The 25,460-nt window shown below is 42.9% G+C and carries 20 protein-coding genes; 7 read left to right on the top strand and 13 right to left on the bottom strand.

The features are described from left to right. Positions 1-72 precede the first annotated feature (72 nt). From MKY99_RS04375 to MKY99_RS04340, 8 genes are all read right to left on the bottom strand, one after another. Positions 73-948, bottom strand: coding sequence for a radical SAM/SPASM domain-containing protein (locus tag MKY99_RS04375; protein WP_339268897.1), 876 nt, complete (start codon positions 946-948; stop codon positions 73-75). 19 nt (positions 949-967) lie between these two features. Beyond that, positions 968-1,954 (bottom strand): Gfo/Idh/MocA family oxidoreductase, encoded by a 987-nt coding sequence (locus MKY99_RS04370; RefSeq protein WP_042185046.1) that lies wholly within the window; start codon positions 1,952-1,954, stop codon positions 968-970. Positions 1,955-2,215: 261 nt separating this feature from the next. Beyond that, a complete protein-coding gene (gene thrC, locus MKY99_RS04365; RefSeq protein WP_042185043.1) occupies positions 2,216-3,604 on the bottom strand; it encodes a threonine synthase in 1,389 nt (462 codons plus the stop codon). A 102-nt stretch (positions 3,605-3,706) separates the two neighbouring features. Then, complete coding sequence (locus MKY99_RS04360) at positions 3,707-4,210, bottom strand: CYTH domain-containing protein (protein WP_076283838.1); 504 nt, start codon at positions 4,208-4,210, stop codon at positions 3,707-3,709. Positions 4,211-4,399: 189 nt separating this feature from the next. After that, entirely contained in the window at positions 4,400-5,386 is a 987-nt protein-coding gene (locus MKY99_RS04355) for a phosphotransferase (protein ID WP_339268894.1), read from the bottom strand. 76 nt (positions 5,387-5,462) lie between these two features. Next, on the bottom strand, positions 5,463-6,011 hold the full coding sequence (locus MKY99_RS04350) for a GNAT family N-acetyltransferase (RefSeq protein WP_339268892.1): 549 nt from the start codon (positions 6,009-6,011) through the stop codon (positions 5,463-5,465). A gap of 90 nt (positions 6,012-6,101) precedes the next feature. Then, a complete protein-coding gene (locus tag MKY99_RS04345; RefSeq protein WP_339268890.1) occupies positions 6,102-7,076 on the bottom strand; it encodes a phosphotransferase in 975 nt (324 codons plus the stop codon). Positions 7,077-7,256: 180 nt separating this feature from the next. Beyond that, a complete protein-coding gene (locus tag MKY99_RS04340) occupies positions 7,257-9,308 on the bottom strand; it encodes a beta-galactosidase (RefSeq protein WP_339268888.1) in 2,052 nt (683 codons plus the stop codon). Between the two features lie 170 nt (positions 9,309-9,478). Here MKY99_RS04340 and MKY99_RS04335 point away from each other — a divergent pair, with 170 nt between their 5' ends. After that, positions 9,479-10,312 (top strand): AraC family transcriptional regulator, encoded by an 834-nt coding sequence (locus tag MKY99_RS04335; RefSeq protein ID WP_339268886.1) that lies wholly within the window; start codon positions 9,479-9,481, stop codon positions 10,310-10,312. A 70-nt stretch (positions 10,313-10,382) separates the two neighbouring features. Here the strand turns inward: MKY99_RS04335 and MKY99_RS04330 are convergent, their stop codons facing one another. Together MKY99_RS04330 and MKY99_RS04325 are read right to left on the bottom strand one after the other, a co-directional pair. Next, a complete protein-coding gene (locus MKY99_RS04330; protein WP_339271496.1) occupies positions 10,383-11,348 on the bottom strand; it encodes an alpha/beta hydrolase in 966 nt (321 codons plus the stop codon). Between the two features lie 227 nt (positions 11,349-11,575). Beyond that, positions 11,576-14,128, bottom strand: coding sequence for a glycoside hydrolase family 2 protein (locus MKY99_RS04325; RefSeq protein WP_339268884.1), 2,553 nt, complete (start codon positions 14,126-14,128; stop codon positions 11,576-11,578). 320 nt (positions 14,129-14,448) lie between these two features. Between MKY99_RS04325 and MKY99_RS04320 the strand changes: the two genes are divergently transcribed. The 6 genes from MKY99_RS04320 to MKY99_RS04295 all read left to right on the top strand — a co-directional run bounded on the left by MKY99_RS04320 (position 14,449) and on the right by MKY99_RS04295 (position 21,773). Further along, positions 14,449-15,801, top strand: coding sequence for an extracellular solute-binding protein (locus MKY99_RS04320; RefSeq protein WP_076299086.1), 1,353 nt, complete (start codon positions 14,449-14,451; stop codon positions 15,799-15,801). Positions 15,802-15,908: 107 nt separating this feature from the next. Continuing rightward, positions 15,909-16,802: a sugar ABC transporter permease gene (locus tag MKY99_RS04315; RefSeq protein WP_339268882.1), complete on the top strand. Its 894-nt coding sequence runs from the start codon at positions 15,909-15,911 to the stop codon at positions 16,800-16,802. A gap of 2 nt (positions 16,803-16,804) precedes the next feature. After that, positions 16,805-17,638, top strand: coding sequence for a carbohydrate ABC transporter permease (locus tag MKY99_RS04310; RefSeq protein ID WP_042185023.1), 834 nt, complete (start codon positions 16,805-16,807; stop codon positions 17,636-17,638). A gap of 30 nt (positions 17,639-17,668) precedes the next feature. Beyond that, entirely contained in the window at positions 17,669-19,522 is a 1,854-nt protein-coding gene (locus MKY99_RS04305; protein WP_339268880.1) for a sensor histidine kinase, read from the top strand. Then, on the top strand, positions 19,523-21,022 hold the full coding sequence (locus tag MKY99_RS04300) for a response regulator (protein ID WP_339268878.1): 1,500 nt from the start codon (positions 19,523-19,525) through the stop codon (positions 21,020-21,022). It abuts the gene before it with no gap. Positions 21,023-21,035: 13 nt separating this feature from the next. Then, a complete protein-coding gene (locus MKY99_RS04295) occupies positions 21,036-21,773 on the top strand; it encodes a fused MFS/spermidine synthase (RefSeq protein WP_339268876.1) in 738 nt (245 codons plus the stop codon). Positions 21,774-21,855: 82 nt separating this feature from the next. Here the strand turns inward: MKY99_RS04295 and MKY99_RS04290 are convergent, their stop codons facing one another. From MKY99_RS04290 to MKY99_RS04280, 3 genes are all read right to left on the bottom strand, one after another. Next, positions 21,856-22,743, bottom strand: coding sequence for a sugar phosphate isomerase/epimerase (locus MKY99_RS04290; protein WP_339268874.1), 888 nt, complete (start codon positions 22,741-22,743; stop codon positions 21,856-21,858). 38 nt (positions 22,744-22,781) lie between these two features. Then, the gene (locus MKY99_RS04285; RefSeq protein WP_197069744.1) at positions 22,782-23,810 is read right to left on the bottom strand and encodes a LacI family DNA-binding transcriptional regulator; all 1,029 of its coding nucleotides are present in this window, start codon (positions 23,808-23,810) and stop codon (positions 22,782-22,784) included. A 68-nt stretch (positions 23,811-23,878) separates the two neighbouring features. Beyond that, positions 23,879-25,459: a DUF3502 domain-containing protein gene (locus MKY99_RS04280; protein ID WP_339268871.1), complete on the bottom strand. Its 1,581-nt coding sequence runs from the start codon at positions 25,457-25,459 to the stop codon at positions 23,879-23,881. Position 25,460: the final 1 nt, after the last annotated feature.

Genomic DNA, 25,460 nt, shown 5'->3' with positions numbered 1-25,460 from the left:
CTCCCGTTAATTAAAAAACAGAACCAGGATTCATGAAATTGCCATGTCCCGGTTCTGTTTATATTCCAATCCTCAAGTTCCGAACCGTTGCCGATATCCGCACTTGCGGCACAGCTCTTCTACTGCCTCTCTACGAGAGAACCCGTAAAACAGATTGTTCGCCCGCTCACCCTCTACGATTTCTGAGAAAGGAGTCTCATGAATGTTTCCTAGGTTAATGACTCCTTCACCATCCAGACAGCACGGTACAACGGTACCATCCACAAGGATTGCCGCTTGGCTGCGTAGTGCATGACAGAACCCTTTTCCATCATCTTCCGGCTCATTCAGTGCAGGCCATCGGAACTCATGGTCCTGATTGAGATATACCCGTGGGGCAACCTTGACGCCGCTGCCAGGTACAACCTTTTCTTCGATCTTGAAATCAAGGTTAAAGGCTTCCTCCAGCACAGCAAGGGTCTCACGGTTCCGATTCTTCTCCAGATTGGTCAGATTATCCTCCGTCAAATTCCACAGCCGGAAGGAAATAATGACCCCTTGCGCGGATGCTTCCCGTACAAAAGAAATAATCTCCGACAAATACCCTTCGCGGTTCTCAGATCCTTCATGCCCATCAAAGCTATGCAGAGAGAAGTTCATCTGTCGAAGTGCAGGTTTGCCGAGGATCTTAGGGCCAGCCTTATGAATTAACGTACCATTGGTAGTAATATTGACCTTGAACCCTTTGGCATGTGCCGCATCCAGCAGGTCACCAATCTTGGGATGCAGCAATGGCTCACCTTTTACGTGAAGGTAAATATGATTACTATGTGGCTTAATTTCATCTAATATCGTATTAAAAGTATCGAGCTTCATAAAGTTCTTCGTTCGGGCGGTTGGTGGACAAAAGCTGCAGGCCAGGTTGCAGACGCTTGTTATCTCAATGTATACCTTTTTAAAAGTCTTCAAGTGCTGCTCCCCATTCTATTTATAGATCTGCGGCATAGCGGAGGCCGATCTGTGCTCTGGCTTCCTCCATAACTTCTGCTACTGCCAAGGAATTCGCATGTGTATTAACTCTGCTTTCCCGTTCACCATTCTTAATTAAGTTGATAAATTCCTCAACCTCATAATACATAGACTCGAATACCTGAGGCTGCGTAAGCTCCTCGACGGTTCCGTCGCGATAATGAATTTTCACTTGGTAAGGTTGGTTGATCTTATCGATCACCATTGTACCACTTTCCCCTTGAATCTCGGCTGGCAAATAGGAATCAGCGATCTTGGAATGCATCACAACTGCATCCATATCATCATATTGCATGACAATACTTCCTTCTCCATCCACTCCAGAAGAGAGCATTAGACCCACGGCCTTTACAGACTTCGGTTTCCCGAACAACACTACCATAGGATACAGACAGTAAACACCAAGATCCATCAACGAGCCATTAGAGAAGGCTGGGTTAAAAGCATTTAATACCGTTCCCTGTCTATAGGCGTCATATCTCGATGAGTATTGACAATAGCTCGCAAAATAACGACGTACTTGACCAATCTTATACAAATTGTCTCTGATCACTCCGAAATTCGGCATGAAGGTCGATTTCATTGCTTCTACCAACAACACATCATTGTTCTGAGCGGCTTCAATCATTGCTCTAAGCTCCGCACTGTTTGAGGCAGCTGGTTTCTCACAGAGTACATGTTTGCCATGATTTAAGCACATAATCGCCTGCTCAGCATGCATGGAGTTCGGGCTTGCAATGTAAATAGCATCGACATCTTTACTGGAAACCATATCTTCCAAATTCGTATAAATTGTAGCTCCAGCATATTTTGCAGCAAAGGCCTGACCCTTCTCCATTGTGCGGGAGTACACGGCTGTCAGGATAAACTCCTCATTCTCCAAGCCGGCTTGCACGAAGCGGTCTGTAATAAAGTTTGTTCCAATGACCCCGAAACGAATTGTCATGATAATCCCGTCCTTTTTAGTTCTTACTAAAGCTCTATATGCTATTTTCTCACTCTCAGGGTAGTCATGTCTACTTTTCAGGACAAATTTCCGACAAATTCCGATAGATCCACTTTGTGAAAAAAAGCACCACTCCTTCATCTTTTGTCGATATCAAACTATTCATAGTAAACAGCGACATTATTTGTCGAAAGATGCAGTAAAGAGGCTCCCATTCTTAACTTAAGAACAGGAGCCTGCTGAGCCATATGGACTTACAACTTATTTATAAAAAGCCTGCAATTGACGCACAATTTCATCCTTGTCATGATCCACTACGGTTTGGTGTTGTGGCATTTCGAACAACGCTTTAATTTGTGCCGGGAATTCCTGCTTAATGTCAATCAGAGTAATCGCCTCGTCAAACTTAGCTGGATGTGCGGTCGCAAAGGTAATCCCAATCTCATCCGAGCCATTGAAAGCTTCGTAAGCTGCGATTCCACATGCAGTATGCGGATCAAGTAGGTAGCTATATTCTTTTTGATACTTAGCAATTGTATTCAAGCATTGGTCATTCTTCACGCCAAGCGCTGCAAAATCCTTCTGCACCTGCTGAAGCGCCTCGCCTTCAACCGTAATCTTGCCCTCGGTTTGCAGCTTGGACATATACGCGGATAGTTTCTCGGAATCCTCGCCTACCAAATAATATAGATAACGCTCAAAATTGCTCGCCACTTGGATATCCATCGAAGGACTGTATGTGCTTGTGAAGCTGCCCGGTTTGTATTCACCCGTGTTCACGAAACGCTCCAAGATGTTATTTTCATTCGTAGCAATAATCAGTTTGTTAATTGGTAATCCCATTTGCTTCGCCAAATATCCGGAGAAAATATTACCGAAGTTGCCGGAAGGCACGCTGATGTTAATCTTCTTCTCACTGCTGCCATCGACATGCAGATACGCATAGAAATAATAGACAGTCTGCGCCAGAATACGTACAAAGTTAATGGAGTTGATCGCACGCAGATGATAGCGACTCTTAAAGTCGAGATCTGCGAACAGATCCTTAATCACCTTCTGGCAATCATCAAAATTACCATGAACAGACAGGTTCAGTACATTGCTGTCATCAACCGTAGTCATCTGCAGCTCCTGCACTTTACTAACCTTACCATGCGGATGAAGAATACAGATCTTGATTCCTTCTTTACCGCGGACACCCTGAATCGCAGCCGCCCCAGTATCCCCCGAGGTTGCTCCGAGGATGTGGATGATCTTGTTCTGCTTTTTGGAAATATACGAGTACAGCTCACCCATAAACTGCAGTGCTACATCTTTGAAGGCAAAAGTAGGGCCATGGAACAATTCCAGTACATACAGGGAATCATTCACTTGGTGAATAGGCGTTACTTCCGGCGTGCGGAAATTGCCATAACTAGTATTGACCATTTCCTGCAAATCTTCTAAAGGAATCTCATCATTAGTGTAATAGGCGAAAATCTTCAGGAACAATTCCTGGTAGCTAAGACTTCTCCACTCTTCTAAAGTAGCTGCTGAAACGACAGGAATCTCGGAAGGAACCATCAATCCGCCGTCATCGGCAAGTCCCATCAACACCGTATCGATAAAGCCTTTAGGTTCCACATTGCCTCTTGTGCTTATATACTTCATGCTCATCCTCCTGAACCCCTCATATACTATATATAAATATAAGTTTCACTTAATCGTTGCCTGTTTTCCCTATATACTACCACGTTTACGCGCTAAAGTCCGTTAATTCTTTGTCTTATTTTGCAGCTCTTTCCAGACGGTTTTGTTGCTGTACTGCCGTTCCGTGCTGACATCCTTGCCGAACCATTCCGGCGCCTTGAAGCTTTCCGCTTCCTCCAAAGATTCAAATTCAACCTCCAGAACGGACAATTTCAACTGAGAATAGACGTCGATCTCAACCGTTGTGCCATTCCACACCGCCGTAATCCGCTCTTTGACCAAGGCTACCGCATTAACCGCCTCAATCATCTGATTATATAAACCCTCTGAGATAAAATATTCGATCTCTTCGCGCTTGATCCCTTTGCCATCCTTAAACGTGTGTGTATACGTTACCTCACCTGAGTCCAGATCCGTAATTTTACGCACACGCAGCTCTTGTCCGCCGTCTATCGCCAGATAGGTCTGATCGATATTATGCCGGGTCACAATCTTCAATTCGCCTTCTTGAATAAGCTGCTCCGGAAATTCCGGCAGCAGAAACTTGCGTTCGATCTCCAAAGCCATGATGTTTCGCTCCTCTTCGTGCCATTTATTTTATATTAATAATCATCATAGGGGTGAGACAAACCCAAGTCAATGTAGATTATGGGGAAAAAGGTCATGTTCTTATCGAATTACCTCAATAATAGAAACAGCGGCAGTCATGGACGTGGAAAAGCAAGCCCTAAACTGTCGCTGCTAATTATGGAGATTCTAAAGATTTCCTAACAAAGCGGACATATTTTTTTGATTTTCTGCAAGCCAAATCATTTCCTTCGCAAAGCGAGCTGGCGGTACACTATGTTGATCCATGTTAGCATTAATCCACCATGTGCTTTCCATATACCACAACAACTGTAATGAATGTGTTAAATAGCCCTCTACCACGTCGCGTTCCTCACTGTACCCTTCCATAAACGCCGAAGCCAGGGAGACATCTAAATTATCATCTAAGGCACATGACATCACAGCACGAGCTACATCAAGCTGCGGATAGTCATATTTTAGTCGATCAAAATCTAGAATTGCAGATAAACCGTTATCATTAAATAAAAGATTATCTACCCAAAGGTCACGATGTGCCCAGCCTGTTTGAAGTAAGTCGAGTAATTCTATATTCATTTCTTCAGTAGCTTTAAATTGAGTTTCTATCTCAGCAAGCAGCTGAGGTTTACCAAGTCCCTTAGTCTTTTCCCAAACGGAGTTCCAATGTGCTAAACGCTCCTCACGACTTGGAGGAATAAATTGCGGACTATTTTTAATGCCAAGTGTCCCGTCATTTAACAATCGATGCATTTTTCCTGTTGCTCGACCTAAATCATATATTTGATGGACATTGATTTTACCTGGTGAAATTAGTTTTCCCTGGCAATACTCCATCACCAGGAAGCGTTCTCCATTATCAGATTCAAGCAAAATACTTTCATTCTGTGATAACACTTTGGGGCACGCTAGATCTTGGTCATACAATCTAATCTGTTGAGAGAGTGCTAACAATATCTCCTCTGACTTATATAATTTATATCTTTCTTTGTTGTATTGTTTAAGTAACAATTCCCCTGCATCCGTCGTAACTTTCCACTTTAAGTTTAACCAGCCTCGTTTTATCGAAGTAGTTTCAATTACATTCATACCGAATAAACGATGAAATGTTTTTAGTAGGTCATCCAAGATCATTTCCTCTGTTAATATTGTCTCCATCTGGTCAACTCCTATATTTATAGTGAATAAGTTTTTATTCCTTATGGAGACCTATATAACCTCTGGGATTAAATAATCAATCTGTTATTAATTTTGAATACATATTGAGATCTATAAACTTTCCGTTTACTCTTTCATACCTTCTTAAGGTTCCCTCAAACATAAAGTTCAGCTTTTGCAAGACTTTTACTGAATTCACGTTTTCGGGTTCCACTTTTGCTTCGATTCGATTCAGCTTCAAAGTTGAGAATGCGTAATCTAACAAAGCACTTATAGCTTCTGAAGCATAGCCTCTTCCCCAAAATGCTCTAGCAATGTCATATCCAATCTCCGCTTTCTCATTTTCAAAGTCTAAGGAATTAAAACCACAAGAACCTATGATTTCATTGGATTCCATTTCAATTATAGAGAAACGAATAGCTTTGTTATCTAGAGAAAATTCATCAAGAAGTTTTATCATATCTTTTGCCTGATTTTCATCAGTAAAACTATCAATATTCATGAACTTGGTAACCTCTGGATCAGACCAAATTTTAAACAAACTTGGCGAATCCGCTACCTTCATTTTTCTTAAATGTAATCGTTCTGTGTGTAACTCTGTAGTTAACATTATTTTTACCTCCATTAAATTTTAATAGTTGGTTTAAAAATAATGATCTCTGCGCATAGTTCAGTCCCTTCATTTTTCATTCCCCATTAGAATATCACACCATCGTTAAAACGAATAATATACCTCTTTCCCCTCAAGAAAATCCCGACATAACGTGCTGCATATTTTGGAGGCGTGCTCTTTTATCCAACCGTTCCTCTCAGAGTCATGAATAAAAAATACGTAACTAATAAAAATATCCATAAATATTTGTCCTTCAATGTACCGAATCTCATCAAGCGAAAAGCTTGATTTAGAAGCATAACCCTCCAAAAGCATTTTGCGCAGCTCACTTTTCAACATGGAAGATGCAGAGCCCAAATCAAACAGGTAGTAACCATAACCAAATAAACAATAATCTATTAAGATAGGATTTTGTTCTGACACAAGGACATTGCCCAGTTGAAAATCAGCATGAATGAATCCCCATGAGTTGTCCCTAGCGTCTAGCTCTGCTAATTGTTCTTTTACTACGAGTAGAACGCTACTAATAACTTCGTAATCCTCCTGAATAAGGGCTCCATTGTCTGTTCCCTTTCCAAGTTCTATTAAAGTTTCATCAATCTTTGTGACATTGTATACAGGTCTATGTAACTCCAAGGGCATTAGCGTTCGTGAGAATTCATGTAAACTAGCAAGATTTCTACCTAATCTATAAACAATCTGTTCAATGTTATCTTCATCTTGGGTTAGCGTCGAGCCTTCGATCCATTCTAAAAGAGTGGCCAAACTAGTACCAAATTGCTCCGAACTATATTCAGTAACCAGTTCCCCTTTTTGATTTAGAACAGGTCTTTGAACTTTTAGTATGTTCTTCTGATCGATTTCTCGCAGAAAAAACATTTCTGCCTGTAATCCATCTCGGGTATGTTGTAAGCCTGAGAACCCTTCCGATATTGGTTTATGTATACGCAACAAATAATTCTTGTTATCCGTTTTGTCGGTCACTTTAAATGTAATATTCTCATTATGTCTAATGAATTCAATGATGGGATCGATGAACGAATACTGCAGCAATACTTTCTCAGCTTCAATGATCATAAGACTTCCCTCCTTCAAATCTAGAATATTCTTTATATTGTACCTGTTGCTCGTTGTATTTTGTTGGAATTAATAACTATATTTAAAAAGTATCCTTTTGAATATCTTCTATAAAAAAATAGAGTTACATATTAGTTCTCTAATACGCAACTCCATTAATATCATTATTTATTCATAGCGTTAATATAATATCAATACACCAAAGCCTTCCATAGTAACCTCACCCGATAACGTTGTCCCGCTCAGTAAATCCATTTTGGTCTCATGAAGATGGATCGCGACAGGAGCTTCACTATAATTAAGCAAAAAAGTATAACTGGAAGAAGTCCCGTTACGAACTTGCAGCTCTACATCTTCAGGGAGCACCAGCCAATCTACTGGCGACTGCAGGCTGACTTGATCTATGATTATGGACGCTGCTTGTTCATTAAAGACTGCTCCGTAATACCAAACCTCGCCTTTGCCGCGACGATTTCTTGTAACCGCCGGTTTTCCCGCATAATAGTCCGAGGCATAGACCGCCATGACTTCGACCGAATCATCCTCAATCTGGAGAATATCATTAAAATCATCTGCCCCAGTAACCCCTTCTGCCGCACCCGACCAGCTAATCGTCGTTGGCTGACGACTACCTTTAACCATTGTGAATTCTTCGACTGTGATCCCGCATAGATCTCTAGCAGCACCTGGGAAAGGACGCATATAACATTGGCCGCGTTCATCCTTATAGCCGGTTCTGCATCCGAAGATCAGTTTTCCACCTTGCTGAACGTATTCATCCAGAAGCGACGCTGTCTCATCTGTCATAATTGCCGGGTGAGGATAGATAAGCACATCGTACCGTGCGAGCTCTTCCAGCGTCGTCTTTTTGCGTAAATAGAGTACGTCATTCGGGATATGCTTCTGCTGGAGTGCCTTGTACCACTCCTTATTACTCTTCCACATAAATGGACCATGCCACACATCATACTCTCCATCCCACTCATTAGCATAATCACGAACAATAGCAACGTTAGCCTGATTACGGGTGCCGATAAGTGCTTGCCCTGCCCCCGCCAGCTCTTGACCAATCTGTCCCGCTTCCCGTACTCTTCGGTTCGGCTGGTTATGGTAGTCGTTAATGCCATGCCAATAAATTTCATTGCCCATCGTGGCTGTCCGCCAGCGGAAATACAGCACCATATCTGCGCCATGAGCGATCGATTGATAGGTCCATAACCGCATCTGTCCCGGCTTCGGAGATGGCATATCCATCCGGTTCACCCAGCCACCCGGTCCCGACTGCTGCTCCATAATACAGAAATTAGGGGAAATAGAACGGACAACAGATAATGAAAGTCCCCAGCCTCTGTCATTCAGCGGATTCCGCTCATTCGGATCATAAAAAATAGTCGAGAACTGCGGATAGGAATCATAGCTGAAGAAATCCAGTAATTCATCCGTCAATTCATGGCTGTCGAGATGCCCGAACAGACCGTTCGTTGTTACCCACTGCTTAGGGGCAAGTTTACGGATGATTTCCGCTTGGTTTTCGGCAAAAGAAATCGTATTATCCGATATAAACCGCTTTTCATCCAAAGCCTGATGGGGATTGGGCTGCTTGGGTGACGGGGTAGGACGCGGAAGATACACCTGAGACCAATCACTATAACTCTGATTCCAAAAAACAGCCCCCCAAGCCTCGTTTAGCCGCTCAAGCGTGACATATTTCTGCTGCAGCCATTCCCGGAAAGCCTTATGGTCACTCTCTGAATAAAATTCACTGATCTCGCAGTTGAGCTCATTATCAATTTGCCAACCGACCACACCTGGATGATTGCCATAATGTTCAGCCATCTGTTCCGTAATCCTAGCACACAGCTCACGGTATTTTGAGCTACTGTAATTATAATGACGGCGCATGCCATGCTGAAGGGTAACACCTTCATACGTCACGTTTAATACTTCTGGATACTTATGGGTCAGCCAAGCTGGAGGTGTTGCCGTCGGCGTACCGAGCACAACCTGAAGACCATGTTTATGAGCTAAATCAATCGCCCGATCAAAGAGCCCGAACTGAAATTCACCCTGGACTGGTTCAAAAATAGACCAAGCAAACTCCCCAATCCGAATGATTGTAAAGCCTAGTTCTCGCATCCGGCGATAATCGTCCTCCCACATGCTTTCCGGCCAGTGTTCCGGATAATAACAGACGCCAAGCTCGAATTTTTCTGTTGCGACAGGTTTCTTCATGATTACCTCCAAAGTATTAAAAATATGCTTTCAGTATTTTATAATTCTATTGTAGTATCAGTATTAATAAGGCTTATATAACAAAATATTGCGATTATATAACTATCTTGCGTTAATTACCTTAATCCAACTAGCGCTCTGATGCGCGACAGAAATGAGTGCCATATAACATGAAGAAACAATGGTATTTGCCGACACCAGCTTTTTCAAAATATGTCTGTTATCCTGAATTTTTGGGACATTACAGTCACTTTCCACAGCATACCGAGAGAAGAAGTGAAGGATTCCTGGGAAGCTATAACCTACATTTAATCTTTGGTGGGAAGGGTTATGTATTCCATGAGGGCGAACGTATTCCAATGAGCAGAGGACGAGGGTTTCTTTACCCTAAAGGCGCCTACCAGCAGTACGGCTCTGATCCCGGAGAGCCTTGGGATGTTCGTTGGGTTCATTTTAGCACTCAAATTGTACTCCCCTTATTAGAAGAAGTGGACCAGTCTAGTGCATACCTGTTCACTTTTGATTTGGACGCTAAGCTGGACGAGCTATTCGAGGAAATGTACTTGCTGAGCGCTTCCTATGTAACACGTAGTGAGCCAAGGCTATCCGCGCTTCTGTATGAGCTTCTAGTGAAATTGCTACAGAATTCCGAACCGCTTCACGGCTCAGTACCGCACGAGGTCAGGCAGTCTATCCGCAGTGCCGCAGATATCATTCATGTCGAATGTGCCCGTCCTTGGTCACTGGAGTCGATGGCAAGACTAACCGGGTATAGCAGCTATCATTTTCTACGGCTGTTCCGAATGGTTATGGGCAAAACACCAAACCGTTATTTAACGGATTGTCGACTGGCCAGAGCCAAGCTTCTACTGGTTTCTACTGGACTCTCCATTGCTCAGGTTGCGACTCAGTCCGGTTTTGCCCAGTCCAGCTATTTCATTAAAGTGTTCAGAACGTTCGAGGGGATGTCCCCCGTAAAGTACCGTCAGGCTTTTGGATCATAATTCCTTAAACGAGAAAAAACCGAACGACAATCAGAGAAAACCCTGAAGTTCGTTCGGCTCAAACAGTCATTTACTTAGCTTCTTCCATAAATACTCTGAAGTTTTCTACGATCTCTTTTGCTTTAGTACGATATAAATAATGACCTTCTTCAAATGTCAGCACTTTTCCATGTACAGAGTCTTTTACTTGCTTTTCATGCTCTGGTATCCATCTATCCGTTGCTGGTTGATTCGCTTGTATAAAGAAAATAAGAGGAAGATTTTTAGGAAATGTTAAGCTTTCAGCTGATTTAAAATTAGAATACATCATTCCACCTTCATTTAATTGGGTGGGATTAAATATGTTTTTGCGATTGATCAGTCTCATTTGTTCTTTTGTTTTATCATCAAATGGTAGTTCAGCAATGGGGTCAGCACTAAATTTCATTTGCAATCTGATTAAACCGGATTTTTTGAGCAGATTTATAGTTCTTAATTCCGAAGCTTCGATCTTCCTCTCGCTTATCGATGGAACACTACTATCAAGCCCGACAAATGCACTCACTTCATTTTCATACTTGTTAACATAATCTAGTCCATATATGCCTGAAATAGAGTGGCCCATTAGAATATAACGGTCAATATTAAGAGCCTGTAAAGCTTCATGAATTTCACTTACAATATTCTCCGTGCTGCGCTCCTTTTTGGTCAGATCACTTAATCCATACCCAAAAGGCTCAATCATGACAACTTTGTAAAACGGCGACAGTTCATCTATTAATGCTTTAAAATCAAGAGCTGGCGCTGCTGTGCCATAACCCGGTAGTAGCACGACTGTTTCTTCACCTTTTCCTTGAATATAAACATTCATGTTTTTCCCATCTACGGGTACTAACTGACCATAGGGTTCTATTTTATTTTGTTCCGATTTAATGCTGATCAAATTAACTGTATAGACAATAGCGAGAAAAAGCACGATTGCGATGATTATTGCTCCTACTACTTTAAGTAGTATGTTTAGTATTTTACTTGTTCTCGTGCCCGCCTTCATTTTCATTCTTTCTTTTATTTCCACTCGTATCTTCTCCTGTCATCAGCTGTGTTTTGGACTAGCATAACTAACTGCTAAGCTAAGATTAACCAATGAAGATGTACTCTCTATGACGTTAACATGAACGGAGTATGAATAGGAAAAACAACATTTATACCAGCACACAAAAAAACAAACCAAGAGCCGAGCTCATGGCTTGTTTCCTTTAGAAATAAATTATCTCTCCTTAAGATTTACAGTAAATCTTCGCTCACAAAATCAACCATCGATTGAACCTTCAATCCCTTAGGAGCGCCTGGAATCCAGTCCCTTCCATCGTTCCCGCGTTCCGAGAACGTTATCGTCTTGGGTTGCCCTGGGAGAAGATCAAAGTAATTGTCAGAGAATATTCCTTCATCTTCTGAGGTCAGGTATACGCCTCTAGCTAATACATCGCTTGTCACAGTGAAGCTTAGACCTCCGCTATCTGGAGTTTCCATTATGTTAATTACTGAACGCTGCAACCGAATTTCTTTTTCCGGGATAAAATAGTGCACCTTACGATCTATCATCTCGCCATTAGCCTGCAAGCTGATCTCAAGCAATACATCGTTCGATCCATGACCTTCTAACAGTTCCGTCACTGGAGACGAGAATACGATAGCCGCTGAATCGGCTCCCAGCTCAACGGGATATGTCCACTCTCGCAGTACCGAACCGTTAAACTGATACAATTTAAGCCCCAAATCAGCGGTGACTGCTGTTCTTAAATCAGATACGACATGAACGTCAATCCGCTCGTGGTCGGTACCGTCAATAGACAACAGAACATCTTGAAAGCTTGAGCGCACGGTATATTGCAATGCTTTCCAGCGTCCGTTGTAATCCATCCCCGCCCAAGAAGCGACTGGCCAGCAATCATTCATCTGCCAGTATAAAGTACCCATACAATAAGGTTTATTTCTTCTGTGACTTTCAATCGCGATTCGAATCGCTTCGGCCTGGAGGATTTGACTCATATACAGAAATGCTTTAAAATCCTTCGGCTGCGGCAGATACATATCCATGTATTCCTTGATCAGCAGGTTTCCGCGTCCATTCTTCTGATGCGCCAGCATCACCTCTGAGGTAAGCTTCAAATCCTGCTCTTCAGCATAGCTCATTACGGTCTTTAGTTCCGGGAACGACTGGAATCCGTATTCACTCATAAAGCGGCCAACCTTGGTATTATAATTCTCAAAAGGCTCAATCCCGTGCCACACGCCCCAGTAATGCACATCCCCATCGCCCACAATCCGCGTCGCGTGTTGATTCATATCTCCAGTCAAATTCCGCATCGGTGAAGACGGCCAATAGTCCACACCTGGATGGAACGCGGCTACAGCCTCCGGTAGAATCCGGTGGAATATTTCCTCATAATCAGCCCACATTGTAGCTCTTTGCTCCGCGCTGAGTTTTTCTTTCCAGCCCCAGCCCATATTTTCCTCGAACTGTGACCAGGCCGAATCAATCTCGTTATTGCCACACCATAAGGCGATGCAGGGATGATTGCGCAATCTTTTGACGTTATACTCAGCCTCTTTCTTCACATTCGCAAGAAACTCTTCATCCCCCGGATACATGCTGCAAGCGAACATGAAGTCCTGCCAGACCAACAGCCCGTATTCATCACAGAGCTTGTAAAATATCTCCTCTTCATAAAAACCGCCACCCCACACTCGCAGCATATTCATGTTTGATTCTGCGGCCGTGGCAATTTCATGCCGATACCGCTCTTCGGTAACTTCTGTGATGAAGCTGTCATTCGGAATATGATTGGCACCTTTGGCGAAGACCGACACACCATTCAGTACAAAAGAAAATGAAGCCCCTTTCGCATCATGCTCCCGAATCAATTGAATGCTCCGGAGTCCAGTTCTTACGCTTTTGCTAACTTCAACTTCCTTACCTTTCACCAAATCCGCTTGGAATGTATATAAATGAGGCTCGCCCAGCCCTCTACACCACCAGAGCTGCGGCTGATCTACCACGATATCCATCTCTATTTGTTGCTTGCCACTCTTTAAGGAAACCGCTTGCATCGACTCTAAACCATCAGCACTCATTCGCAGCATTCCCTGCCATGCCGCAGGAGCATCTACTTCAATAATTGCGGTTAATTGAGCCTCTTCCTTTGTGATCACATTTTGGCGGATATAGAGATCTATGATTTGAACTGAATCACGTCCCTTAAGGGCCGCCTTACGCCATATTCCACTGGTCAAGAAACGCGGACCCCAATCCCAGCCGTAATGATAAGGTGCTTTGCGGGCAAAAACACTAATCCGCTGGTCCTCTAGTCCCCCAAGCTCGGATTGATCATTCGGTGCAGGTAACGCATACCCCAGCTTCTCTAGCTTAGGTAGATCCTCTTTAACTACAGAGCGGAATCTCACTAGTATATGGTTTTCACCAATCTTCAACTGATCTTTAACATCCACTCTCCACGCCAAAAACATATTGTCTGCAGCGAGCACATGTACATTATTCACATACACGTCAGCATATGTATCAAGACCTTCAAAAATAAGTTCTGTGCAAGTAAGCTCCAACCACTCTTCACCAAGCTGCAAAGTGGTTTGATATTCCCAATCCTTCTTATCAATCCATTGTAGGTTATGTTCATTTGTTCCATAGAAGGGATCTTCAATCTTTCCGTTCTTCAGTAAATCCGTATGGACCGTGCCTGGCACAGTAGCCGGAAGCCACTCCTCGTCACCACAGCTTCTAAATTCCCACTTCGCAAGATTCATCTCTAGATGTTTCATAATATCCTCCTAATTGCTAAAAGTTTTGTAGAGCATATGCTTCTCCAAGTGACTTCGTACAAAACTCACTTCGGAAGCGTTCGCTTAAGTTTTGTAAGCCTATTCATCTTTCAAAATAACATACCTCTTCTAGCATTTCATTGAATCCACTTGTTATTCTTGGTATTTTGTTATCCATTCGTTAGGTACACACTAATTATAATCGTTCAAACAAAACAAATAAAGACAATAAATAATAATACAATACATTTCTAAACGCTTTATTTAAAGCTATAATGTTCATGTAAACGCTAACAAAATAATGAAAAGGGGATTAAGTTATGAGAAATAAGTTATTTTCGTTATCTTTTGTTATGGTTATGATTTTATCATCAACGCTTGCTGGCTGCGGCTCGAACAATGGCAACAGCACCAATAACGGGGCTTCTGCAACCGATAAGCCCGCAGCGACTAACACAGAGACTACCGGCGGTGACACGACAAGCAACGCAACAGCCGAACCTGCAGCAGGAGCTGACATTAGCGGCAAAATCACCTTCCTGACTAACAGAACAGACATGATTGGCAAAGAATACGATGAATATTTAAAGCGCTTTAATGAAAAATACCCGAACGTTAAAGTCGAATTCGAGGCTTCCCAGACCGACTATAATCAACAGGCTAAAGTCAGAATGGCCAGCGGCGAGCTTCCTGACGTTATGTTCATTCCTACCATTCCTAACTCCGACCTACCGAAATACTTCGCTTCACTGGATGATCTCGGCCTGAACGATCAAATCACCTTTAAAGACTTCAAATCCTTTGATGGTAAGCTGTACGGAATTACCACAGGGAACTCTACATCCGGGATTGTTTATAACAAAAAAGCATTTACGGATGCTGGCATCACAGAAACCCCTAAGACTTGGGATGAATTCCTGGCTGCCTGCGAAAAGCTGAAAGCAAAGGGTGTCATTCCACTGTCCTCTAACTTCAAAGATAAATGGCCACTGGGTACATGGGCTTACGATACTCCGCGCCTAATTGCAGGCAACCCCGACTTCCCTAATGAGAAGCTGAACTCTGAAACACCATTTACCATGGACAACGGCTATGGTAAAGCCTTTAGCCTGCTCAAGGAGCTCAACGAAAAAGGGTATCTGGAAAAAGACATCAACTCCACCAACTGGGAGCAATCGAAAAAAGACATCGCTTCTGGTAAGTTCGCCATGTACTATCTCGGCAACTGGGTCATTAACCAAGTTATTGGAGTAGGAGCTCCTTCAGACGATGTTGGCTTCTTCCCGTTCCCTTATGACAATTCAGGTAAACCATCCGCTACTCTTAGCCCTGACTTCTTCTATGCTGTTGCTAAAAACAGCAAAAATTTAGAAGCTGCCAAAGCTTTCGTAAAATGGATGATTGAGGATTCCGGCTATGAGGACTTCGCGGGCTTTATCTCCCCACTAAAAGGAAAAGAATCTAATCTGGCTCAGCTAAAAGAATTCCAAGCTACCGGAGTAGAGTTAGTAGAAGGAACTGTTGACGATGCGAAGGTTACAGAAATCGGCAACAAGGCACAATTAGATCTCCCTGCTGTTGTACAGGAATTTGTGCTTGCCAAAGATCCGCAAACTGTATTAGACAAATGGAATAAAGCCTGGGCTAAAGCTAAGAAAGATCTCGGCTATTAATACAAACTTTTGACCAGAAGTACACCACTGCGCAAAATGGATTATCGCCCTTACGGATAGTCCATTTTGCCTTTCCATACCAAGCTTTTATGAAAGAAGGGCTAGCGATGTTTGGAACACTTTCCTATAACAAACAAAAAATGATAATCATCGTATCATTCCTTACGATCCCATTGTTGCTCCTTGCGACATTCACGTATTATCCAGCGCTTAAGTTGATCTATTACAGTTTCACCAATTGGGATGGCTATAGCCCTGAGAAACCATGGGTCGGACTTGCTAATTACCGCGAGGTCTTCTCTAATCCTGATATTTTCAAAGTATTTACACATAACTTTGCTTACTTCGCTATGGGAATTGTTCAGAACATAGTCGCCATTTATTTTGCGGTTGTTCTGAATAGTAAGCTCAAAGGGAAAAACGCATTCCGAATCTTACTTTTCCTTCCTTACATCATGAACGGAGTTGCCGTTGCTTTTATGTTTGGTTATGTCTTTGACACTACTAACGGATCTCTGAATATGTTCCTGAATAGCATCGGTCTAACCAGACTAGGACAGACCAGCTGGCTTGGAACAGAAGGACTGGTCAACTATTCTCTGGCATCCACAGGATTTTGGCGTTTCATGGGTTATAACATGGTCATCTACATCGCCTCCTTGCAGGCCATACCAAACGATATCTATGAGGCTTCAAAGATTGATGGTGCTGGACCTTTCCAAACCCTTTGGAGAATTACTTTACCGAATATGAAGCCAGTCATTCAGCTTAACTTATTTCTTACCGTCACAGGAGCACTGGAAGTCTTTGATCTCCCATTCGTATTGACCAAGGGTGGTCCTGCAGGCGCCAGCGAAACTTACGTACAGAAAGTTGTAGACACTGCATTTGCTTACAACAACTATGGTCTCGCTTCTGCCATGAGTATTATCTTGCTCTTCTTTGTCGTCATCGTACTATTAGTACAGCAACTAGTTCTTAGCCGGGGAGGAGACAAATAGACATGACAAACTCCAAATTCCGCTTTACAGATGTTATTAAATACTTCTCGCTAATCATCGGCGTATTTGTCGTGCTTTTCCCTCCTTATGTAGTTATCGTAAATGCCTTCAAATCGACTGATGAATTTAACAGTAGTAGCTCCATGGCACTGCCAAAAAGCTTTTTTAATTTCGATAATTTCATTGCGGTGTTCCAACGTGGAGGTTTACTTAACGGATTTGGTAACGTATTAATTATTATAGCTATTACTTTAATTCTGAACATTCTATTTGGAACTATGGTAGCATTTGTACTGGGACGCTTCTCTTTTAAATTAAAGCCTGTTGTCTTTGGTGCTTATCTAATAGCCACTATCATTCCTAGCATCACGACGCAAGTAGCCACTTTTGGTATCATCAAAAGCATGGGGCTTTATAATACACTCGGCGCCCCTATCGTGCTATATATCGGAGCAGATGTGATTCAAATTATTCTTTATTTGCAATTTATCCGTAACATTCCCGTGGATCTAGATGAGAACGCGATGGTAGAAGGTGCATCTCTTTTTAAAATCTATCGCTCGATTATTTTTCCATTATTGACGCCGGCTACGGCTACTTTGATTATCTTGAAGACGATTAGTATCTATAATGACATGTACATCCCTTATCTATATATGCCAAAACAAAGCCTGGGCGTAGTTACGACGATCCTGATGCGTTTTCAAGGGGTCAATTCGGGCGAATGGAATTTAATCTGTGCGGCCATTCTGCTTATCCTGCTCCCCACAATAATTCTATATTTCTTCCTACAACGTTACATCTTTGAAGGCGTAACCAGCGGCGCAGTTAAATAAGGCAGTTCACTTTAAGAAAGGACAACGCAAATGGTATCATTCATCCGGCTAGCCTTAAGAAAAATGTGGTTGTTCCTTGCCAATCTTCCGATGGAGCGAAAACTGATCGTCGTATTTGTCTTTCTGATCTCGCTTCCAATCACTTATGTTAGTTATTTGTCCTCCCGCTCCATGTTCAACTCTGTTCTTGTGAATGCAACGGAAGGCGCGAACCAAATGACATCGAATGCCTCTGATACCATTGACCGTTATGTTGCCGATCTAAAAAGATACACAGCCCTACCGCTGTATAACACCGATGTACAGTTCTACCTAACTCAGCAAAATACCGACTGGGATAAAAGTACTGGCATGGCGATGTTCCTGAGCTACTTGAAGCATACGAAGGAAGAGATCATCGCCGTGTACATGGTGGATCAGTATGGCTCTGTTTTTTATGATAGAGTCCCCGGGATCCACGAGCTGTATCCTGAAGAACGACTAGCCGAATGGAGAACCTTAAGTGAAGAAGCTGGGGCCGCTCCTGTCATTCAAGGCAGACATACGATTCGTATAAACTCCAATGTCCATAGAGAGGTTTTCAGTGTACTTCGCACCATTAATTCTGTAAGCACGCTAGATAATATAGGAATTCTCGTATTTGATGTAGACATCAACTTGTTTAAGGGGATCATTGATCCCGTAAACGCAGTTACACAAGGCAACACACTAATTGTAGATAATAACGGAGAATTGATCTATGACGGTGAAGACGCCTCAAATTCGATGCAAACCGGTGAGGGGCAAAGTCTGAACACGCAGCTTTTGCTGCCGCATGTGAATCAGCAACAGGATCATTTTCAAATAGAAATGAATGGCCAGTCTTATCTTGCAGTGTATACCGTCTCGAAACAGACAGGTTGGACGACTATGGTTACGATTCCTTTGGCCCGGATCCTGTCACCTGTACAGAAGAATCGCAATGCTCTTATATTAACTACACTGATCATTATTGCTTTTGCACTTTGTGTTGCGACGTTCATCTCACATGCGCTGACCAAACCCCTTAAATCTTTAGTCCGTCTAATGAAACGGGTACAGCACGGTAATCTAGATGTCTGGCAGCACTCCAAATATAATGATGAAATTGGAATGCTTGGCAGTCATTTTAATCGAATGATCATAAGGGTCAAGGATCTGCTACAGGAAGTATCCCTCACTGAGAAGCGTAAGCAGAAGGCTGATATGAAGGCACTTCAGAATCAGATCAATCCCCATTTTATTTATAATACGTTGGAGTCTATCCGTATGCTGGCAGAGAGCAATGATGACCCCCGTGTAGCGAAACTCACCTATTTGCTTGGACTTCAGATGCGTTACAGTATTGTCCGAAGCGAAGAAGCCGTTACGATCAGACAAGAGCTGGATCATGTACGAAATTATTATCATCTGCTACAAATCCGGTTTCCAGATAAGTTCAATCTACACATTGATGTGCCAGAGAAATTTCTACATCTTCCTGTAATCAAGCTTGTCTTCCAACCCATTGTGGAGAACGCAGTTTTTCATGGCTTAGATCAAAAAATAGGTCTCGGTACCTTAAGCATCACCGCATGGAGTGAGCATGGAAAAGTCGTATTCTGTGTAGAAGATGATGGCATCGGTATGGATGCAGCTACCCTTCGTTCCTTAAATAATAGTCTGCAAAATGGGACTGAAAGTGAAATGTTTGGTATTGGCCTACGAAATGTGAATGAAAGGATCCGTCTGCATTACGGCAGCTCATTCGGGCTCCTTGTAGAGAGTAAGCTCGGAGTGGGTACTCGTGTTACGCTGCGTATTGAGGACATTACCTTCACTACTCCTAGTGAAGATGATATGAATTACAGAGAGGAGATGCTCTGATTGCTGCGTATTGCAATTGTTGACGATGAAATCCTGATCCGCGAAGGTCTGGCCCGAATGATCAGCAAAGAAAACACTGAATTTCTGGTCATCGGCACCTACTCCGATGGGAAACATCTACTTGACGAGTTACCTTCACTTCAACTTGATGTTGTGATTACTGATATTCGTATGCCGCAAATTAACGGCTTGGAATTAATTAAACAATTAAAAGCCAGTCACCCACAAATCCGCTCCATTCTAATGAGTGGATTTGTTGAATTTAATTATGCCAGAGAAGCCATACGCAGCTCTGCAGTAGACTATTTATTAAAGCCAATCGATAAGGAGCAATTATTCGAGCTGCTTTATCAATTAGAGGAAGAGCAGCAGTTCTCTCGTGACAAGGAGGTACGTCACCGTTCTGGTCTCTTACTGACCCTTCTTCAAGGCGACGAGCCCCCTTCACCCTTGCTTTTGTCGAGCCTTACTTTGCCCCAGCCTTATTTCTCAGTCTTTGTGTTCAAAGGAAGATCAAGAGAACCCGTCAGTTTTTGTGTAGACAGTCTGCGGCAAGTGATGGCATTTAGTATCGACAGCTTAGAGATTCAAAATGGACTGCATGTCTGTATCCTGTATTCTACAAAGCAACTCTCAGACAGTGATAGGAATGAAATCGGCGACAGAATCCGTATCTCTGCCAATGGTATGATACTGCATGTAGGTACTAGCAGTTCCTATAATGATACCGCCAAGCTTAGACAAGCATATCTAGATGCTAAGTTAGCCTGCAGCATCGGCATCTATAATCCTGACCGACTGCACTATGCAAATATTCAGAACATTCAGCAGTCTGAGATAAATATCCTTGAGCCTTTTAATGCGATCAAGGAACCATTAATCCATGATCTGCAGATCCTGAATATGGAGGGTGCTTTAGAACGCGTGCATAACTTATTCTCAGTGCTGAAATCACAACAAGCTATGCCCGATCAAATTCTCCGTGTCTGTCGATGGGTTATTGAATCTGCGCAGAAAGAATTGCAAGAATTTGAGGCCCTCTACAAAGGTGCACCCTATCTTGGGCTGGATGAAAGCATCGCGTCCAGTATGAGCTTCAGTGAAATCGAGCGTGGTTTCACCAACCATTTCTCAAGCATTCTATTTGAGATCAGAGCCCATCGCCTAGAGATGTCCGGTACAGCTGTAGAAACCATAAAGCGCTGGATATCAGCCAACTATAATCAGCATGCGGATCTGAACACCTTAGCGAATATGGTTTTTTTGACACCAAGCTATCTAAGTAAGCTGTTCAAACAAGAGACTGGACTTACATTAACGGACTACATCACGGAAATCCGGCTACGTAAAGCCAAGCATCTGCTCAAGAATGCCCCTGACCTAAAGATTCACGAGATTGGAGCAGAAGTTGGATATGGCGATCCTGCCTATTTCAATAAGCTTTTTAAACGTGTAGTCGGCGTTACACCCAATGAATATAAACGAATTTCTATCGTATAAGGAGTTTGATCACTTGCAATCACAGATTCACACGAGCAGCGATAATCATGAAATCACCGTCTATGACACCACAGAACTATACGGTGAACAAGGTGCGTTCCGCGTCATGCAGTTTTCCAATCAGGCCATTCAAGGTGCGATGGATCTCAATCACCCAGAACGAGTTGTGTTTGAATATCCGCGAGCCATCATTCACTTGATGGAATGCAATGCTCCCTCTTTCGAGGATGCCTTTCTTATTGGTCATGGGATTGGAACGATTGCTGGGCATTTTCTAGACAAAAGATTTAAAGTAGCTGAGCTAGACAGTGAAGTAGTCGAATTAAGCCGCCGCTATTTTGGATACATCCAAGATAACGTAGTGATCGGGGACGGACGTCAGATCCTTGAAGGTGAAGAACCACAGAAATATGATTACATCATCTTGGATGCTTTCACCGCCGCGGGCACGCCGAGGCACTTAATCTCCAGTGAATTTTTCAGCATCGTGTATTCAAAACTGAATGCCGAAGGGTATCTCCTAATGAATCTAATGGGAAAAGGTGAAAATGACCCACATATTAACGCGATTCACACCACGCTCGCGGAAGAATTCACCTATATCAAATCCTTTTCACTGCCTTCAGATGGGGCTGCGGATATCAAAAACATCATTATTATAGGTGGATTTAAGCCGATCCACTTTCAAGCTCGCCACATGGCAGGCTTTAAAGAAATCCAACTTGGGCAAGGATATCTTATTCGGGATTAAGCTATGCATATAAAAATGACCTCATCCTCCACTTCACTGTGGGTTTTGAGGTCATTTTTGGGTTGTTACTATCTGATATCCTTTACACCGGATTAGGGACAAAACTGCCACCTCGGCAATACTTCAAATAATTTAGTGCATGTACTTGTCCAGTCATTTCTAGTTCACCCTGGTAGACAGGATCATGCCAGCCTTCAATATCAATAGTTCCCTTATAGCCGGCTTGGCGCAGAATCGAGATGATATCCACCCAGTTCGTATCTCCGAAGCCAGGCGTCCGGTCCCACACATAAGGCTTAGGTCCATGAATTCCGTATTCCTTGACGATATCCCAGGCAATAGTGGCATCTTTACCATGCACATGGAACACCTTGTTCACCCATTTGCGTAGCTGCGGAATCGGATCAATGAGACCTATCAGCTGGTGGCACGGTTCCCATTCCAGACCCAGATTGTCTGCTGGTACAGCATTGAACATTTTCTCCCAGGCTGAAGGATTGTGAGCGATGTTCCACTCTCCGGCCTGCCAGTTTCCACCCATAGAGCAATTTTCAAAAGCAATTCTTAAGCCACGATCGGCTGCCCTTTTGGACAATTCACTAAACACCTCTGCAAATCTCGGAATCGACTCGTCAATCGAAGAACCTGGAAGACGTCCGGTGAATCCACCGATAATATCTGTGCCGAATAAATGGGCATGATCAATCAATCGCTCCCAACTGGCGAGTGTGTCAGCATTGTCTCCATCTCCTGAAAGTGGATTGCCATAAATCCCAACAGAAGAGATGACAAAATCATGTTCAGCAGCCAGTTCCCTAAGTCGTGCAGCTGTTTCTACAAGATTGGTTTCACCGGTGGTCTGCCAAAAGTTCAAGTTAAAGGACTCAAACCCATGCTGAACAATTTGCGGAATAACGGCGACGGCCTCCCCGCCACGAACTAGAGTACCTATTCTTAATGTGTCTTGCATTTGGGTTACCACTCCAATGATAGCGTTTATAGTCAGTATTATACCTTAAGTGTTTTGAGCATCTTGCAAGAGCCTCGTTTGAGCAATACCGCATCGTAGACAATATGCTGATGGCCTGATCGTCCAGAAATAAGATCAAACAGGACGCCCACGCTAGATAAGGCCATTTCTGTACCCGGTTGGCTGATCGTATCGAGTGAAGGATGAAAATATTCAGCCATCTCAATTCCGTCAAAGCCAATGATTGAAATATCATCAGGGATAGACAACCCCGCGGTAAGTACAGCTTTGGCAGCACCGATAGCAATCGTGTCAGAAGCCGCAAATATTGCGGTTACTCCCTTATTCCTTTTAAGCAGTCTTCGTGCTGCATCAAATCCCGAGCTAGGACTGTATTCACAATCCTCTACCAGCTGTGGATCATAAGGCAGATTATGTTCTTCCAGTGCTTTTTTGTAGCCCAAATATCGCCGGTTCCCTGTAGTTTCATCCAGCAGTGGGGACTTGGCTAGAAAACCAATATTCTCATGCCCAAGTGAGATCAAATAATTGGTGGCTTTATATGCTTCTTTCAATTCATTAATGGTGACACTAGAAAAGATATCAGGGTCCACCTCTTGTGTAGATGTGATCGTTGTCAGTACAAACGGAACCGTCAGCTGCTTGAATTTCTCTTCGGAATGATTGTAGGTTCCCCCCATGAAGATGATCCCGCATAGATTTTTTTCTTTGATCAGCTGAATCGCCGCATTGATTTCATCCGTACCGTCCTCTACCTGATGAATAAGGAAAGGATAACCTCGCAGATTAGCCTGGCGCTCGATTTCTTTGATCATATTGGAGAAGAACGGATTCGTAATCCCCTTGACCATAAGTGCAATGTTCTTAGACTCCGTAGTTTTTAAATTTCTTGCATTCGAATTGGGAATGTAATTATATTCCTTTACAACATTTAGAACCTTTTCCCGTGTAGCCTTGCTCACCAGCCCCTTGTTGTTGATGACCCTGGAAACCGTCGAGATGCCCACACCGGAAATCCGCGCGATATCCTTGATATTTACGTCCACTATACTCCCCCACTTATGAATAAGGGAGCTATATGAAACTATAGCTCCCTCACACCTTTTAACGTTCTTTAGTTCACCGGAACAAACTCAGCCAATTGCTTTTCTACTTCGGCAATAACCTTGTCAATTCCTGCTTTTTTCAGTTGCTCACGGTAATCCGCTACAGCAGCTTTAGGATCTTTGCTTGTTTTACCAAGCATCAATTGAATACCAAGCTGGGAATTCACGTTGGAGATGGAAGCAATTTCTGTAGTTACATTCGCTGGATCGAAAGTAAAGCCGTTGTATGGATCATTGATAGCCACTTTATCCCACTCTGCGAACAGAGAGTTACGGATTGGGTTCTCTGTGTCCGTAGGAACTACGAATTTGTCATTACGAAGTGACCAAGCAGCGAAACCTCCGCCGTCTGTTTTTTCGTTGAAGCCTGCAGGCTGCTTTTTAACTCCATTTTCCATGACATATTGCTTACCTTCAATACCGTTTTGGATGAGGTTGTAGTAGCTTTCGTCAGTCATGAACTTCTCGATTACCATCAAAGAACGCTCTGGATTCTCAGAGTTGACACTAATTACGGTAGAGTTATCAACACCCATTTTACGTTTAATCTTCTTGTTAGCTTCTGCAAAAGTATAGAAATCAGTTTCTACCCCTGGTAGTGCCGTCTTATCCCCGCCATATTGACCGAGCCAGTCCTGAGTATGCGTCAAGTAACCCGCGGAGTTTGCTGCTCTGAAGTTATCCTTGCTTCCAAGTGATGAGGACAGTACATCTTTGCCCCAGTATCCCTTGTCTGCCCATTCACGCATCTTCACAGCCCAATCTTCGAATTCTTGGGTGTAGGCTGGAGAGAACACTGTTTTGTAGTCCTCTGCGCTCTTAGTCACTAAATTGATTTCATTTGTTGAGATCCCTGGTGCATTAAGCCACTGACCAGTAGTATCTACGAGCATTCTGAACATATTTTGTGCATCTTCAGCTTTACCATTAATAGGTGGGAATGATTCATTGGCAACTACATTGTCCATGTATTTAACCATATCGTCGATAGATGCAATTTTTTCCATGCCGTATTTTTTCAGCAAGTCTACACGATAAGCATAACCGCTTGGTGTATATTCGCTATAAAGACTCGGAACACCATAGATTTTACCTTTGACCTTCGTATTTTCCCACACACTTGCTGGAATTTCTGCCTTCAGCTTAGGAGCAACTTTATCGAGCATGTCAGTAATGTCTACCAATGCACCTTCACTTGCTAATGTATAGTAGTTTACCGGTGCTCCAGGAGAAGCATGTGACAAATCAAATGTTTCACCAGAAGCAAATAGCAATGGATATTTCGTTGCAATATCTGGCCAGTCGATATATTTAATTTCTAAAGTTGTATTGATATCTGCCTTGAGTTTTTTGTTAATCTCAGCTAGAATCGCCTTATTTTGAACACCTTCACTGCCCCACAAGTAGTACGTCAGCTTAGCTTCTTTGGAAGTATCGACTCCTCCTGTATTGTTAGCAGATGTTTCTGGTGATTTAGTAGCTGCTGCATCATTGCTAGAAGCATTGTCTTTGGATGATGAGCAAGCTGTAAGTGCCCCCGTAAGCATTAGGACAGCTAGTAAAGAAGACGCCGTTTTTTTACCTTTCATT

Origin of the sequence: Paenibacillus sp. FSL R5-0470, from assembly GCF_037975205.1 — a bacterium.
GTDB lineage: Bacteria > Bacillota > Bacilli > Paenibacillales > Paenibacillaceae > Paenibacillus_AQ.
Note: the sequence above shows the minus strand (reverse complement) of the source record. Positions and strands in the feature narration are given on the sequence as shown.

Bases quoted from the DNA above. Each gene is read 5' to 3' on its own strand.
- MKY99_RS04370 (WP_042185046.1), bottom strand. From the start codon at position 1,954: ATGACAATTCGTTTCGGGGTCATTGGAACAAACTTTATTACAGACCGC.
- thrC (WP_042185043.1), bottom strand. From the start codon at position 3,604: ATGAAGTATATAAGCACAAGAGGCAATGTGGAACCTAAAGGCTTTATC.
- MKY99_RS04360 (WP_076283838.1), bottom strand. From the start codon at position 4,210: ATGGCTTTGGAGATCGAACGCAAGTTTCTGCTGCCGGAATTTCCGGAG.
- MKY99_RS04355 (WP_339268894.1), bottom strand. From the start codon at position 5,386: ATGGAGACAATATTAACAGAGGAAATGATCTTGGATGACCTACTAAAA.
- MKY99_RS04350 (WP_339268892.1), bottom strand. From the start codon at position 6,011: ATGGAGGTAAAAATAATGTTAACTACAGAGTTACACACAGAACGATTA.
- MKY99_RS04345 (WP_339268890.1), bottom strand. From the start codon at position 7,076: ATGATCATTGAAGCTGAGAAAGTATTGCTGCAGTATTCGTTCATCGAT.
- MKY99_RS04340 (WP_339268888.1), bottom strand. From the start codon at position 9,308: ATGAAGAAACCTGTCGCAACAGAAAAATTCGAGCTTGGCGTCTGTTAT.
- MKY99_RS04335 (WP_339268886.1), top strand. From the start codon at position 9,479: ATGAAGAAACAATGGTATTTGCCGACACCAGCTTTTTCAAAATATGTC.
- MKY99_RS04330 (WP_339271496.1), bottom strand. From the start codon at position 11,348: ATGAAAATGAAGGCGGGCACGAGAACAAGTAAAATACTAAACATACTA.
- MKY99_RS04325 (WP_339268884.1), bottom strand. From the start codon at position 14,128: ATGAAACATCTAGAGATGAATCTTGCGAAGTGGGAATTTAGAAGCTGT.
- MKY99_RS04320 (WP_076299086.1), top strand. From the start codon at position 14,449: ATGAGAAATAAGTTATTTTCGTTATCTTTTGTTATGGTTATGATTTTA.
- MKY99_RS04315 (WP_339268882.1), top strand. From the start codon at position 15,909: ATGTTTGGAACACTTTCCTATAACAAACAAAAAATGATAATCATCGTA.
- MKY99_RS04310 (WP_042185023.1), top strand. From the start codon at position 16,805: ATGACAAACTCCAAATTCCGCTTTACAGATGTTATTAAATACTTCTCG.
- MKY99_RS04305 (WP_339268880.1), top strand. From the start codon at position 17,669: ATGGTATCATTCATCCGGCTAGCCTTAAGAAAAATGTGGTTGTTCCTT.
- MKY99_RS04290 (WP_339268874.1), bottom strand. From the start codon at position 22,743: ATGCAAGACACATTAAGAATAGGTACTCTAGTTCGTGGCGGGGAGGCC.
- MKY99_RS04280 (WP_339268871.1), bottom strand. From the start codon at position 25,459: ATGAAAGGTAAAAAAACGGCGTCTTCTTTACTAGCTGTCCTAATGCTT.